General features: G+C 40.4%; 12 protein-coding genes. 5 read left to right on the top strand and 7 right to left on the bottom strand.

Features of this window, described 5'->3' with window-relative positions:
• Positions 1-147: 147 nt before the first annotated feature.
• On the bottom strand, positions 148-2,310 hold the full coding sequence (locus tag H1A14_RS03290; protein ID WP_194774757.1) for a glutamine synthetase III family protein: 2,163 nt from the start codon (positions 2,308-2,310) through the stop codon (positions 148-150).
• A 233-nt stretch (positions 2,311-2,543) separates the two neighbouring features.
• Between H1A14_RS03290 and mtaB the strand changes: the two genes are divergently transcribed.
• Positions 2,544-3,863, top strand: coding sequence for a tRNA (N(6)-L-threonylcarbamoyladenosine(37)-C(2))-methylthiotransferase MtaB (gene mtaB / locus H1A14_RS03285; RefSeq protein ID WP_194774756.1), 1,320 nt, complete (start codon positions 2,544-2,546; stop codon positions 3,861-3,863).
• 358 nt (positions 3,864-4,221) lie between these two features.
• Positions 4,222-4,575, top strand: coding sequence for a DUF805 domain-containing protein (locus H1A14_RS03280; protein WP_194774755.1), 354 nt, complete (start codon positions 4,222-4,224; stop codon positions 4,573-4,575).
• Here H1A14_RS03280 and H1A14_RS03275 read toward each other — a convergent pair whose 3' ends face one another.
• The 5 genes from H1A14_RS03275 to lpxK form a co-directional block, all read right to left on the bottom strand.
• On the bottom strand, positions 4,576-6,264 hold the full coding sequence (locus H1A14_RS03275; protein WP_194774754.1) for a GMC oxidoreductase: 1,689 nt from the start codon (positions 6,262-6,264) through the stop codon (positions 4,576-4,578).
• 167 nt (positions 6,265-6,431) lie between these two features.
• A complete protein-coding gene (locus tag H1A14_RS03270) occupies positions 6,432-7,676 on the bottom strand; it encodes an ABC transporter permease (RefSeq protein ID WP_194774753.1) in 1,245 nt (414 codons plus the stop codon).
• 144 nt (positions 7,677-7,820) lie between these two features.
• Positions 7,821-8,432 (bottom strand): tRNA-(ms[2]io[6]A)-hydroxylase, encoded by a 612-nt coding sequence (gene miaE, locus H1A14_RS03265; RefSeq protein WP_194774752.1) that lies wholly within the window; start codon positions 8,430-8,432, stop codon positions 7,821-7,823.
• A 3-nt stretch (positions 8,433-8,435) separates the two neighbouring features.
• A complete protein-coding gene (locus H1A14_RS03260; RefSeq protein WP_317174846.1) occupies positions 8,436-10,391 on the bottom strand; it encodes a putative porin in 1,956 nt (651 codons plus the stop codon).
• A complete protein-coding gene (gene lpxK, locus H1A14_RS03255; RefSeq protein ID WP_194774751.1) occupies positions 10,381-11,448 on the bottom strand; it encodes a tetraacyldisaccharide 4'-kinase in 1,068 nt (355 codons plus the stop codon). Before lpxK ends, H1A14_RS03260 begins: the two co-directional genes overlap by 11 nt.
• 38 nt (positions 11,449-11,486) lie before the next feature.
• On the opposite strand from lpxK, the gene H1A14_RS03250 reads away from it, so the two are divergent.
• The 3 genes from H1A14_RS03250 to H1A14_RS03240 all read left to right on the top strand — a co-directional run bounded on the left by H1A14_RS03250 (position 11,487) and on the right by H1A14_RS03240 (position 13,887).
• Positions 11,487-12,587, top strand: a complete 1,101-nt coding sequence (locus tag H1A14_RS03250) for a Nif3-like dinuclear metal center hexameric protein (RefSeq protein ID WP_194774750.1) — start codon at positions 11,487-11,489, stop codon at positions 12,585-12,587.
• Positions 12,588-12,590: 3 nt separating this feature from the next.
• Positions 12,591-13,358, top strand: a complete 768-nt coding sequence (locus tag H1A14_RS03245; protein WP_194774749.1) for a zinc ribbon domain-containing protein — start codon at positions 12,591-12,593, stop codon at positions 13,356-13,358.
• Positions 13,359-13,554: 196 nt separating this feature from the next.
• Positions 13,555-13,887: a hypothetical protein gene (locus H1A14_RS03240; protein ID WP_194774748.1), complete on the top strand. Its 333-nt coding sequence runs from the start codon at positions 13,555-13,557 to the stop codon at positions 13,885-13,887.
• On the opposite strand, the gene H1A14_RS03235 is transcribed toward H1A14_RS03240, so the two are convergent.
• Entirely contained in the window at positions 13,865-14,497 is a 633-nt protein-coding gene (locus tag H1A14_RS03235) for a histidine phosphatase family protein (protein ID WP_194774747.1), read from the bottom strand. The genes H1A14_RS03240 and H1A14_RS03235 overlap by 23 nt on opposite strands.
• Positions 14,498-14,530: the final 33 nt, after the last annotated feature.

The following is a 14,530-nucleotide window of genomic DNA, read 5'->3' as shown; positions in this document are numbered from 1 at the left end:
CTATGAAGGTCAAAAAAAATAATTTACTGACTATTTTGGTTTTTAAAGTCATCAATCTTTCAATTTTTTCAAAAAGGGTTAATTCTTCCTATATAAAAAAAGCACCCTTCGAGAAGGGTGCTTTTGCTGTTCTGGAAAATGGTTGTATTACTTGAGAAACAACATTTCCCTGTATTTTACCAATGGCCAGTATTCATCATCGACCAAGAGCTCCAATTTGTCCACAGCATACCTGATTTGATCAAAATAGGCTTCTTTGACATCTGAACTATAGCCTTTGGCCCTTTTGGTGATGTCTTCCACTTTATTCAGGCTTCTTCTTGCGTCAATCATTTTACCGATATTGGTTTTGAGTGACTCAATGTGGGTACTTATTTCCTTAATCGTAGTGATGGCCGCCGAATTGTCCAGCCCAAGCCCTTTTAAGCCATTGGCATTATCAATCAACTTGTTTTGGTAGGTTATGGCAGTTGGAATGATATGATTCAAAGCAAGGTCGCCCATCACCCTGGATTCGATCTGAACTTTCATGATATAATTCTCTAAAAGAATTTCATGCCTGGCATGCAGCTCCACATCAGTCAAAACCTTGTGCTTTTGGAACAATTCTGCCACTTTCTTGTCACGAAGGATATCCAAGGCAAAAGGGGTTCTTTTTAAGTTGGCCAAGCCTCTTTTTTCCGCTTCCTTTTCCCAAGCCTCTGAATATCCATCTCCTTCAAACCTGACTTTTTTAGAATCCTTGATGTATTTTCTCAGCACATTTACGATGGCGATTTTCTTCTCTTTACCTGCTGTCATTTCTTTTTCTACCTCCTTGAGCAGGTCCTTCAGAACTTCAGCAACTATGACATTCAATACCGTCATAGGTCCAGCTACATTGGCGCTGGATCCAACGGCTCTGAATTCAAACTTATTCCCTGTAAATGCAAAAGGAGATGTCCTGTTCCTGTCCGTATTATCAAGGATGATTTCAGGAATCTTACTTATCCCCAGTTTCATGTACATGTTATCTCCTTTCTCAATTTTCAGATTCCCATTCTTCTCCAGTTCATCAAGAACAGAAGTCAAGGTTGAACCTAAGAAAACAGAAATAATGGCCGGAGGGGCTTCGTTGGCACCAAGCCTGAAGTCATTGCCTGCAGAAGCAATACTGGCTCTCAGCAAATCAGCGTGATCATATACTGCTTTGATGGTAGCCACCAAGAAACAGAGGAACTGTAGATTTTCTCTCGCAGAGTTGCTGGGCTGAAAGAGGTTAACGCCAGTATCAGTAATCAAAGACCAGTTGTTGTGCTTGCCGCTACCATTCAAACCAGCGAATGGTTTTTCATGGAAAAGCACCTTTAAATTATGCTTCTCCCCTATTTTATCCATCAGATCCATCAGGAGCTGATTGTGGTCTGTAGCTTTATTGATTTCCTCAAACAATGGAGCCACTTCAAATTGCCCTGGAGCCACCTCATTGTGTCTAGTGGAAACAGGAATGCCCAATTTCAAGGCTTCGATTTCAAAGTCTTTCATGAAATCCCTTACTCGGGTAGGTATGGAACCAAAGTAATGGTCATCTAACTGCTGACCTCTTGCTGGATTGTGGCCATACACACTTCTGCCCGCCATGACCAAGTCAGGTCTAGTGGCATACAGAGCACGGTCAATCACGAAATATTCCTGTTCAACACCCAAAGATGGGGTCACTTTTTTTACATTTCTGTCAAACAGTTGGCAGACAGCCACAGCAGCGTTGTTGACTGCTTCTACAGATTTCATCAAAGGCGCTTTGTAGTCCAATGCTTCTCCGGTATAGGAAACAAAAATCGTAGGAATACATAAAGTTTTATCAAAAATAAAGATGGGCGAACTTGGATCCCACGCAGTATATCCGCGCGCCTCAAAAGTGGTTCTAATGCCCCCACTTGGAAATGAGGAGGCATCAGGCTCCTGTTGCACCAAGGCAGTACCTTTGAATTTCTCTATCCCACTTTGGGCATCAAAAAAAGTGTCATGCTTTTCGGCAGTTGCTCCAGTGAGGGGCTGAAACCAGTGGGTGTAGTGGGTCACACCCTTTCCAAGTGCCCAGGATTTAACCGCGGAGGCTACTTCATCAGCGGTGGTACTATCGATCTTTTCACCTTTTTGAATAGCGCTGCTGACTTTTTTGTAAACAGCGGGTGACAAAGAGGCCTTCATTTCTTTACTTCCAAAAACATTGGATTCGAAGTAATCTGAAATTCTTAAAGAAGGTGATTCCACGCGAATTCTTTCCCTGGATTGCACCATCATGAGTGCATTGTGTCTTAATGTTGCCATTTTTTGATCTTAGTGGTTTAAAATTTGATTACAAAAATAGAAATTAATCATTAATAAAAAGAAAAATGGTGTTTTTTGGAGCCACTTTGGTGAATATTTACAGTTTTTTCAAAAAATTCAACCGCAATTACGGATAAAAGGCGATTTTTTTTTTGAAAAACACCTGAGATTTACCGAAAATTGAAAACTTTGAGATTTAGCTGTAACTTTGCGGTTCATTATCCGACATCATTTTGAAAAAAGTAGCATTTTATACCTTGGGCTGCAAGCTCAACTTCTCAGAAACCTCCACCATCAGTAGGATGTTTGAGCAAAAAGGGTATCAAAAAGTTGATTTTGATCAAACCCCTGACATATTCATTATCAATACCTGTTCCGTTACAGAAAATGCTGATAAAAAATGTAAAAAAATTGTAAAAGAAGCCAAAAAAATTTCCCCCAACGCTTATATCACCATCATTGGTTGTTATGCCCAACTCAAACCCAAAGAAATTGCTGAGATTGAAGGGGTGGATGCCGTATTGGGTGCTGCAGAAAAATTCAGAATCATAGAATTGTTGGATGGTTTTGCCAAAGAACAGGAAACTAAGGTGTTGGCCTCCGAGATCAAAGAGGCGGTCCAGTTTAACCATGCCTTTTCCATCCACGACAGAACCAGAACCTTTTTAAAGGTACAGGATGGATGCAATTATGGCTGCGCTTTTTGTACCATTCCTTTAGCCAGAGGAAAAAGTAGAAGTGACAGCATCAGTCAAATTGTAGCCGCTGCCAATGAAATCGCCCACACCGAAGTCAAAGAAATTGTCCTTACCGGGGTGAACATTGGGGATTTTGGGATTCAGGATGGAAGAAGAAAAGAGTCCTTTGCAAATTTGGTCCAGGCTTTAGATCAGGTGGAAGGGATAGACAGATTCAGAATTTCTTCGATAGAACCCAACTTGCTCACCAATGAGATCATCACCTTTGTTTCAAAGTCAAAAAGATTTGTGCCCCACTTCCATATCCCTCTACAATCCGGTAGCAACGCCATTTTAAGGGCTATGGGAAGAAGGTATCTTAGAGAACTATATGTCGATCGGGTAAGCAAAATCAAAGCCCTGATGCCGCATTGTTGTATAGGAGTGGATGTAATCGTAGGATTTCCCGGAGAAACCGACGCACTTTTTCAGGAAACCTATCAGTTTTTAAACGAACTGCCTGTCTCTTACCTTCATGTATTTTCCTATTCAGAAAGAGCCAATACCAGAGCGGCTGAAATGGAGGAGGTTATCCCAATTAAGGTTCGGAACGAGCGGTCTAAAATGTTGCGGATTCTTTCTGAGAAAAAAAGAAGAAATTTTTACGAAGAAAATCTCGGACTAACCTATAAGGTGCTTTTTGAAGAAGATGTGGTGGATGGAAAAATGCACGGTTTTACGGAAAATTACATCCGCGTTGCTGCAAAGTATGACCCTCTATTAATCAATGAAGTAAAAAAGGTAACCCTTTCTGAGATCAATGATCATGGCACCGTGGAAGTCAGGGAGCCGGAACTGCAATATGAGCAGCATTAAATAGGTGAATCAACAGATAGTTATTAGGAATATTATCCGCTTTAAGCCAATGGATGTTGAGTTTACATGGTCTCGAAAAGTCTGTTATCTCAAAGCCAACTTCAGCGTTCCAAATCAAAGAAAGTTTGGTTGCGGACAGATTTATTGTTGTATTTAATGATGATGTACCCCTTATTGGTGAAAAGCAGAATTATTTAGTTTTGGAATAATAAAATCAAATTCTCTCTTTTTATCACTTTTTCAATAACTGATATAATATTTTTTAATCGTATTGGTTTCATAATTTCACCTATTTTCCTTACCTTAAGGAAACAAAAAATGGTTCAAACGATTATTTAACTAAACCACTCAACTAAAAATGAAAAATATTTTTGATCCTACCAGCCGTATTTCTCGAAGGAAGTACCTTGTGTATTTTATTGTTTTTTATTTTATCAATCTGCTCAGCCTGATGAAAATGTACGAATCATTCGAAAATGAGTCTTGGGTGCCATTTGTGATTTTTGGTATTATTTTAATCACAACTATTATTTTGCTTTTGATTCAGGCTGTCAAACGTCTACACGACATAGGCATGGATTGGAAATATGTCTTTTTTCTTCTTATCCCACCTCCGATTAATTTCATTGGCTTTATTTGGCTTGCTGTCAAAGAAGGTCAAAAAGGAGACAATGAATATGGAGCAGACCCTCTCAAAACTGATGTTGTTTAATTATAAATTGCCCTTTTTCATTTCCTTGACCGCATAATCCACCGCTCTTGCAGTAAAAGCCATAAAAGTTAGTGAAGGGTTTTGTACACCGGTGGAAGTCATGCAAGCCCCATCAGTGACAAAAACATTGGGAGCAAAGTGCATCTGATTCCATTTATTGAGTAGGGAAGTTTTAGGGTCTCGCCCCATTCTTACTCCGCCCATTTCATGGATGTCCAAGCCAGGTGCTTGTTTGCTGTCCTGGATTCGAATGTCTTTGCACCCCGCATTTTCCAGCATTTCAGCACCCTGTTCCCAGAAATCTTTCAGCATCAATTCATCATTCTGATCATAATCCACTGAGATTGACAAAAGTGGCATTTCCCAAGAGTCCTTTTCATCTTTACTTAATTTGACATGATTTTGCACTTTGGGTATGGTTTCCCCCTGCATCATCATGAAAACCCGCCAAGCACCCGGTACAGCATTGGCCTCCTTGAAATCAACACCGAAAGGTACATCGGACGCATGACCCCAATTGGGTCTAGCTGCCGTATAAAAGCTCATGTATCCCCTCATGAAATTCATTTCCTGCCTTTTGACATTTCTGAAATTAGGCATCATAATGGCCGTAGGTCTTCTCCCATAATAATGCATGTCTTCATAGCCTTCCATGCTTGCATTGATGGTACCTCTGTAATTGTGAAAGGCAATGTATTTTCCCAATAAACCGGAATCATTTCCTAGTCCCTCAGGAAATCGCTTGGATGTGGAGTTCAATAGAATGAGGTTGGTATTCAAGGCAGCGGCATTGACAAAGATGACTTTTGCAAAATACTCAGTGGCTTCCTTGGTATTGGCGTCAATGACACGAACCCCTGTGACCTTTCCCTTTTCATCATCGTAAATTATGGAATGTACCACAGCATCCGTTTTTAGGGTCATGTTTCCTGTTGACATGGCCACTGGTAAGGTGGACGCATTGGAACTGAAATAAGCGCCAAACGGACAGCCTCGCTGACACAGACTTCTCGCCATGCATTGTCCTCTGCCTTGCTTTAAGTGCACCTCACTTGGCTTGGTTAGGTGGGCACATCTTCCGATGATCACATTTCTGTCTCCATACTGCTCCATGATCCTTTCCTGTATGACTTTCTCTACAGCATTCATTTCCCAAGGGGGCAAAAATTCTCCATCGGGAAGCGTATCGAGCCCGTCCTTGTTGCCACTGACGCCTATAAAACGCTCTACATAGCTGTACCAGGGAGCAATGTCCTCATATCGGACAGGCCAATCGACCGCAAAACCATCTCTCCCAGGCCCTTCAAAATCATACTTACTCCATCTTTGAACCTGTCTGGCCCAAGTAAGGGATTTACCTCCTACCTGATAGCCCCTTATCCAATCAAATGGCTTCTCCTGAAGGTAGGGATGCTCCTTGTCCTTGACAAAAAAATGGGTTGCATCTTCCTTGAAGGCATAACATCGGGAAGCCACTGGATTTTCTTTTTTCATTTCCAACGAAAGGGCTCCTCTTTGAGGCAATTCCCAGGGAGGGGTTCTTGCAGTGGGATAGTCTTTGACATGAGTGACTTGTCTTCCTCTTTCCAAAACCAAGGTTTTTAAACCTTTTTCACAAAATTCCTTGGCGGCCCAGCCCCCACTGATTCCGGAACCTATTACAATGGCATCAAACTGATGGTCTTTCATTGGTAGATGGGGTTATTGGGTGGAAGCAAATACGGATTTGACTTAAATTATTGATTAATACAATAGATACGACTGGTTTATCGATGAAACCGAAGGTTAATATTAATTAAATTTTAATAAAAGTTAAATATCTTTTATGATTTTTTTAAAAAATATCCCATCGGCATCTATTCATATCTCAAAGATTCAATGGGATCGAGCTTACTGGCTTTGTAGGCCGGGAAATACCCGGAAACCAAGCCTACGAAGACACAAATCCCAAAAGCCACGAAAATCCAGAGCCATGGAACCAAGAAGCCTCCCGGTCCTACAAAATTGGCGACCACATTCCCGATACTAATTCCTAAAAAAACACCTAAAATTCCACCAAGAATGCAGATTACAATGGCTTCTATCAAAAACTGCTGTCTTATTCTCAAGGGAGTTGCTCCCAGTGCCTTCCGTATGCCAATTTCTCTTGTTCTCTCAGTTACAGTAACCAACATGATATTCATAAGACCTATGGCTGCCCCCAACAAGGTAATGAATCCTATCCCGAACCCACCGATCCTAAGGTAACCTGCCACTTCTTCCAAACTTTCCGCAACCGATTGGCTTTTTACGATTTCAAAGGAATCCTCTTCTCCCAACCGATCCTGCCTGATTTTACGCATGAGTCCTGTGGCATGACCCATTTCATAGTCCATCTTGACAGGATCACTTACTGACACAGTGGTCGTATACCTAAAAGTTCCATTTCTGTCCTTCCGACGGGCATTCTCAACCGGTATGATAATCGTGCGGTCAGCCCCTGTATCTCCTCCTACTCCACCCTGCTTTTCCAATACCCCGATTACATTGTATCGGTCTCCGTAAAAAGATACATATTGATTGATAGGATCTTCATTTTTTTCAAAGAGTATGTTTACGATTTCATCGCCAATCACACACACATTGTTTCCATATTGTATTTCAAAAGCAGAAAAATTCCTGCCTTTCTCCAGCTTCTGACCTTTTATCATAAAATACTGATCATCAGCGCCTGTAATTCTTACATTTGGATTGGATTTTTTGGATCCTTTTTTTACTTCAGCAGAACCGGAAAAATTTGAGAAAACTGTTGACAATCCCCTTTCACTGTATTCTTTCTTAAATTCCTGTGCCTGCCGGTAAGAAAAAGGTGGGTAGGTTTTTTCTGATACGCCACGTTGCGTAACCCTTCTACCAGAAAATCCCTTTGATCTGATGTCAAAATTATTGGCTCCAAGCCCTGAAAAACTTTCTTGAATCTGTGCTTTCATGCCGTCTATTGCTGTCAGCATACCGACCAAAGAAGTGATTCCTATAGCAATGATCAATCCCGTGAGAATGGTTCTCAGGAGATTGGTTTTCACCGACCTGATGGCTTCTTTTATGTTTTCGATCAGATTCATAGAATGTTCAGATTTGTACAATAAAAAGGATTTTTCATAAAATCCTCGCTAATAATAATTACTTTTTGTCGGAATTTCAGCATTTTCATGCAAATTTTAACCTATTATGCTTGCAGCCCTGATGCCGATTGAGCCCATTAAGTGTCAGTGAATTCTGCCTGGTCTGGAGGCCAGGGATAACATCACTTCGGATTCATGTTCCAGCCATTCCTTCCAACGGATTTCCACCTTTTTGGGATCATAATAGTATTTGGCCAATTCCAGAAAATTCACAAAATGGCCTGCTTCAGAAACCATCAACTCGTAGTAGAATTTTTGAAGCGAAGCATCCTTGAGGTTTTTGGACAGTAATTTAAACCTTTCGCAACTCCTTGCTTCAATCAAGGCATTCATAAGGAGTTGCTCACTCAGCTGTTGCATACGGCTACCCCCTTTTTTTACAAAACTGAGCAATGCGACAACATATTCATCTTTTCTAGGCCAACCGAATTTAAAGCTTCTCTTTCGGATTTCTTCCATTACCCTTTCAAAATGGGCCCACTCTTCAGCCACAACGGGGGTAAGCATGTCTACCAATTTATCAAGATCAGGATACTTTAAAATTAGTGAAATACAGGAAGAAGCAGCCTTCTGTTCACAATAGGCGTGGTCTACCAAAATATCCTCCAGATTCATTTCAGCTACATCTACCCATCTTGGATCCGTAGGAAGCTTCAAATGAAGCATTTTTTGTTTTGTACTTGTTTCCCAGTCCATGGTTTAATCAAAGAAATACCAAGAAATACCCAAATCCAACATGCCCGGCAAGCCTGTAAAACCTGGCGTGACAAAATAGCCAGGTCTTGCCTGATTGAGATTGGCATTTAAGTGATTGTAACGGAACAATACACGTGTTCGGTTGATCCTCACATTTACGAATGCATCAAAGACTGTGTAGGCAAATACATTGAAGTTGTTCTGCAAATAAAACTGCTGCGTCATCGGCAGGTAGGCTTCAGCAAAGTTGTCACTCCTGTGCCGTGCCTCAAATCCAATTTGGATAAAGAGATTGTCATTGAACATGTTGTCCTCAAAATAAACCCTTGAATTGATTAACCATTCAGGAATTCTGAACTTATCCGAGGCTCCACCTGACAACAAGGTATAAATCACTTCACTCTGCACAAAATACTTTTTTCCAAAATTTAAGTTGGCTTCCACAGCAGGAATGACCATAAAAGCATCCTGGTTGATTTGATCCGCCACAAATTCTTCATTGAAAAAAACGTAATTATTGACTCTGTTAAGGGTGAGATTTGGCCTGATTCTAAAATTTTTGAAATCTGCTTTTAAAACCCCTTTGATCTGATCTACCCCTATATTGGAAAAGTCGTTGTTCCAGTCGAAGTGATTTCCGCTATATTGCAATTGCATCAGGGTAGGTTTGTACAAAGCTTTGGTATAGGTAAGATCCAAATAAGGTGAACGAAATGCGCCTTTGACCCTGAACCCATCAGGGATCAGGTATTCTCCATCCGCCTCAAAATACCAGTTTTCATTGATTTCACCCCGAAGTGCACCCCCAATAGATAATTCAGTAAAGTTGTTGTTGCTTTCGAAAAATGGATTGGCCATTCTGCCTGTCCTGAATTTTACGAAGGCATTATAGAAAACAGGTCCAAAATCTCCTTTAAAGCCGACTTCATTTCTCCATTCAGAAAAATTGTTGAAGTTGGTTGTCGTATCTTGATTTTGAAGTCGTTCAAGTTCTAAAAAATTAAAATAAGTGGAGTCGCCCGAATTTAAATTCGCTTTAAAGGTCACTTCCTGTTTTCTTTTGTCAAACACATGATATACCTGCCATCCTTTTAAGATTTCATATTGATGAAAGACATGGTAATCTTGCCGGAGATCACTGACCGTGGAATTTCTCAGCCACATTTTGGCATCTTCATAGGCAAAATACAAGGAAGTGGAATCCACTTCAGGGGGGATAATTCCCCCCTGTTCGTTGACAAAATGCCTCATCCGGGAAAAGTTGGCCAAAAGAATATACTTCCCATTTTCCGATCTGTAATTGGTATGAAAAGAATAGGAGGTCTGTTCCACCATGTTGTCATCCCTTGCATTGGGGTTCAATACTTTTCTGGCTCTGATCGTATTGAAATTCAAACCCACATTCCAATTTGGAGTGACATTTCTAGCAAAATTTACATTGAGCATATTCCTGTTTCCTCCTCCAAAAAAACTTTCCAAATTGGTAAAAGGGGACTTGGTATCATAATACACCATACTGTCCGGAGAGTTGTAATGTAAATCATACACATGAAAACCTGAACTCCGTCCGACCAATTCAGGAACTTCGTAAAAAACCGGCTTGGCCGCACTTCCAATATTTCCCAAGTCCTGATACTTGTACCAAGAGTCCGCTACGGGCTCAAAATTATGAAACCCAACCAAACTGGTATCCAACTCACTTTTTTCCAACCTATTGTACCTAAGTTGTTTCTCCCTAAAAATAAGGGTCGTGTTCGGTCCATACACCATCTGGGTAGAATCATCAATAAGACCGCGCCGACCACCGGTTTCTTCTGCATCTGGATCTACCTCCCCTTGCTGCGTTCTTACTTGCCCCGCCCGCTCCATCCGCTGTTGACCCTGCGTTTGGGCATTTGCCGGTAAAACCCCAAACAAAAGAAAAACCATCAGTATGGATAGAAAATACTTAATCTTCACTGTTGTTTCTTTTGTCTTTTATTACTTGTTTGATCTGGGTGATCAACAAATCTCTTTCGGCCTCCGCCATGCTGATTTCCATTGGTATGGCAAAAATCGCAAATTCTCTTAGATATTCATGGATTTTAAGATCTTTTAGCTTTACTGCATCCTTTTCAGTAGTCAAAACGACTGGCTTTTGATCACGGTATGCATCAAATACTTTTTTTAGCTTTTCCATATCCTTTAGTGAATACCTGTGATGGTCCGGAAAAATCAAGTTATCCAAGAGGATAAAATGCGCAGCCACATGCTTTTCCAAAGTTACAGGATTAGCAATTCCTGTCATTAAAATGACACTTTTACCTATTTCTGTCGAGGACCCCAAAACGAGATAGGGTTCCCCATATTGGATTTTAGAAAACAGCACAGGAATGGGCCATCCGGCAATATGCTGTGTTTTTCGAATCATCTCCTGCTTAATTCCCTCCGATACCTCTTCAGGACATTTGGTGACCACAAGCAGATCAGCTCGATTCACCCCTTTGGGATGCTCCCTCAAAGTACCCAATGGCAGAACCTGATCATCATAAAAAGGGCTTTGGTAAGTGGTAAGGACCACATTATAATCCCTCCGCACATAGCGGTGCTGGAAAGCATCATCCAAAAGGATCAATTCGGTTTCAGGTTTTTCGGCGATTAAAAGTGGGATAGCTTCTACCCTGTTTTCACCAACAGCCACTGCAACTTCATGGTGAAACTTTGAAAAAATCTGATAAGGTTCATCGCCGATTTGGTGCGGACCTGTCTGCCTGTTGGCCAATAGAAACCCCGAAGTTTGCCTACCATATCCCCTACTTAAGGTAGCAATTTTATAACTTGACTTCAATTGGTTGATGAGAAATTCTACCATGGGCGTTTTTCCAGTTCCCCCCATGGAAAGATTGCCAATGGAAACTATTGGAATAGAAAACTGAATGCTTTTTTTGACATTTTTATCAAACAGGTGATTTCTGAATCTGGTAAGTCCATCATATAGCCACGAAAAAGGATAGAGTAAGGGATCGTAAGGCCGCATTGGGTAAATTTTACTAATTTTGAAACAAAAGCAAATATATGGTTTATTTGATTCAGGATATCATAGGATTCCTTGAAAGCTACGCCCCAAAGCATTATCAGGAAAGTTATGACAATTCCGGTTTGATCACCGGGAATGCAAAGGATGAAGTAAAGGGGGTAATCTGTGCGTTGGACATGACTGAAGAAGTGGTAGAAGAGGCCATTCAAATGGGCTGTAACCTGGTCATAGCCCATCATCCCATCGTGTTTAAAGGAATCAAACAGCTGACCGGTAAAAACTATGTGGAAAGGACTGTGATCAAAGCCATAAAAAATGACATCGCACTCTACGCCATACATACGAATTTGGATAATGTGCAAATGGGGGTTAACCATAAAATCGCCAGGCAACTAAAGTTGCAGCAGCCCAAAATCCTCGCTCCTAAAAAACAGCTGCTATTCAAATTGGAAACATTTATTCCTTTCAATCAAAGCGAAGAGGTATTGGAAGCTCTTTTTGAAGCAGGAGCCGGAAAAATAGGAGAATATTCGGGATGTAGTTTTTTGACTAAGGGCAATGGTACTTTTATCCCTTCAGAAAAGGCAAATCCAACATTGGGACAAAAGGGAAAAGCAGAAAAGGTCAGTGAAGAAAAAATTGAGGTAATGTTTCCATCCTATCTAAAAAATAAAATCTTACAAACCCTGAAAAAAGTGCATCCCTATGAGGAGGTGGCTTACTACCTTTTCCAACTGGAAAATGAAAATCAGGAGGTAGGCTCTGGCATGGTGGGGGATTTGGAAAAAGGGATGAAAGGGAAGGAGTTTTTGGCCTATCTCAAAAAGGCCATGAACCTGCAAGTGGTCAAACATACCGCCCTTTTGGAAAAACCCATCAAAAGAGTGGCTGTATGCGGTGGAGCGGGAATTTTTCTTTTGCAATCCGCCAAAAATTCTGGGGCGGATGTATTCATCACCGCAGATATCAAATACCATGAATTCTTTGATGCTGATAATCAAATAGTTATTTGTGACATTGGACATTACGAAAGTGAAATTTACACAAAAGAATTATTGGTGGAGATATTGTCACAAAATTTTACTAATATTGCACTCTATTTGACAAAAATAGTTACGAATCCCATAACTTACATATAGTACATGGAAGGTACAGTTGCACAGAAACTTGAAGCTATCCACAGTCTTCAACAAATTGATTCCCGTTTAGATGCCATTTTTAAAATTCGAGGAGCCTTACCTGAGGAAGTTCAGGATTTAGAGGATGAGATTGTAGGTTATGAAACCAGACTGGATAAATTCAAATTCGATATGGACGCGCTTGAAGATGATATCAAGCGGCAAAAAGAAGCGATCAAAGACGCTGAAAAGTTGATCCAAAAATACCAGGAGCAACAGATGAACGTCAGAAACAACAGAGAGTATGATGCCATTACCAAGGAACTGGAACTACAGGACTTGGAAATTCAAGTTTCGAAAAAGAAAATTGGAGAAGCTCAGATTCAGATCGAAAACAAAAACAAGGATGTCGAAGAACTGAAAGAAATACTGAAGGATAGGCAGAAAGACCTTGATACCAAAAAAGAGGAGCTTGACACCATTGTTGCTGAAAGTGAAGCGGAAGAGAATAAACTGTTAACCGAAAGAGAAAAAGCATCCAAAAAAATTGAAGACCGGTTAATAAAATCCTACGCTAAAATCAGAGCCAATGCGAAAAACGGTTTGGCTGTAGTAATGGTCAAAAGAGGTGCCTGCGGAGGTTGCTTCAACATCGTGCCTCCACAGCGCCAAGCAGACATTCGCGAAAAGAAAAAGTTGATTGTCTGTGAACATTGTGGGAGGATTTTCTCAGGAGTGGAGGATGAAATAGAAGAGGATCCCACTGCCAAGAAAAAAAGAAGTAGAGCATAGCATAAAGCATACATAAAAAGCCCAATTTTTGGGCTTTTTTTCTTTAAATGACTATTTGACCATAGAAAAAACAATTCTTGTTTGCTTCTGTTATTTTTTATATATTTCCATTATGAAGTTTGTGTTTTCAATTCTACTAACATGTTGCCTTATTCTTTCCGGATTCGCCAATGATCCGGAAACAAAAACTTTTTTGGTGATTTTTGATAAAACAGAATTGAAACAGTTCAATTCCAGTGCCCAAATCATTGAAATGACTTTCAATGACCTTTTTGAAACAAAAAGTTATACCGGTAATTCTGAGGCAGCTATTCTCATTCAAATACCCGGTGGAACCTTTGATGAATGTCAGTTGGGTCAAGTGCTGGTCAAAATCAATAATACCAAATGGACACAACTTCAGGATATCGCGTTTAGAATCATTGACTTGGGGGATACCAAATCAAATTTTTCGGAGGTTTTGGCTATTTATGAGGGTAAATTTTACAACAATAAAAAACAGACCATCAAAGTGAATGCAAAGCTTTGAGGTGATCCGTATTGTTAAATACATCCAACCTGTAACTTCCATCTGACATCAAACTCAATTCATAACAGCCCAAATTCTCATGGATAAAGTTGTCCATATATTTTAAATTATAGTTGAGTAAAACACTCAATAAAATTCTCATGGCTCTGCCATGCATGCAAATTAAGATTGTTTTTTCCTCACCTGCCAATACTTTTTCCATGCCCCTTTTCAACCTGTCTGCTACCATCACTGGAGACTCCCCTCCTTCTATCGCATAGTTGAGTTCTCCTGCCGACCATCTTTTTAGCATGTGCTGATAGTAAGCATTCTCTTCATCGGTCATGGGAACCCCTTCATAGATCCCCCAAGAAATTTCATTGAATTCAGGCACCGCCTCAAAGGGCAATCCTTTCTCCTCTATAAATCTTATAATGGATTGTCTGGTTCTTTGCAATCCTGTAAAAAAAACTTTTTCAATCTGAATATCTTGGTAAGCCTCAAAAAATGCATTGGCCTGTTGCTTTCCTAGTTCATTGATAGGGGCGTCTATCCCACTGCCCTGCACGACGCCCATTTTATTGTAATCTGTTTGGCCATGCCTTACCACGTAAATTTTTTTCCTGATCAAGATTAATTATTTTTGTTTTCGTTTCAAATAAAA

Source organism: Pararhodonellum marinum (assembly GCF_015354735.1).
Taxonomy (GTDB): domain Bacteria; phylum Bacteroidota; class Bacteroidia; order Cytophagales; family Cyclobacteriaceae; genus Pararhodonellum; species Pararhodonellum marinum.
The sequence above is the reverse complement of the archived record's forward strand: the minus strand, read 5'-3'. Positions and strand labels throughout refer to the sequence as shown.

Bases quoted from the DNA above. Each gene is read 5' to 3' on its own strand.
- H1A14_RS03290 (WP_194774757.1), bottom strand. From the start codon at position 2,310: ATGGCAACATTAAGACACAATGCACTCATGATGGTGCAATCCAGGGAA.
- H1A14_RS03280 (WP_194774755.1), top strand. From the start codon at position 4,222: ATGAAAAATATTTTTGATCCTACCAGCCGTATTTCTCGAAGGAAGTAC.
- H1A14_RS03275 (WP_194774754.1), bottom strand. From the start codon at position 6,264: ATGAAAGACCATCAGTTTGATGCCATTGTAATAGGTTCCGGAATCAGT.
- H1A14_RS03270 (WP_194774753.1), bottom strand. From the start codon at position 7,676: ATGAATCTGATCGAAAACATAAAAGAAGCCATCAGGTCGGTGAAAACC.
- miaE (WP_194774752.1), bottom strand. From the start codon at position 8,432: ATGGACTGGGAAACAAGTACAAAACAAAAAATGCTTCATTTGAAGCTT.
- lpxK (WP_194774751.1), bottom strand. From the start codon at position 11,448: ATGCGGCCTTACGATCCCTTACTCTATCCTTTTTCGTGGCTATATGAT.
- H1A14_RS03250 (WP_194774750.1), top strand. From the start codon at position 11,487: ATGGTTTATTTGATTCAGGATATCATAGGATTCCTTGAAAGCTACGCC.
- H1A14_RS03245 (WP_194774749.1), top strand. From the start codon at position 12,591: ATGGAAGGTACAGTTGCACAGAAACTTGAAGCTATCCACAGTCTTCAA.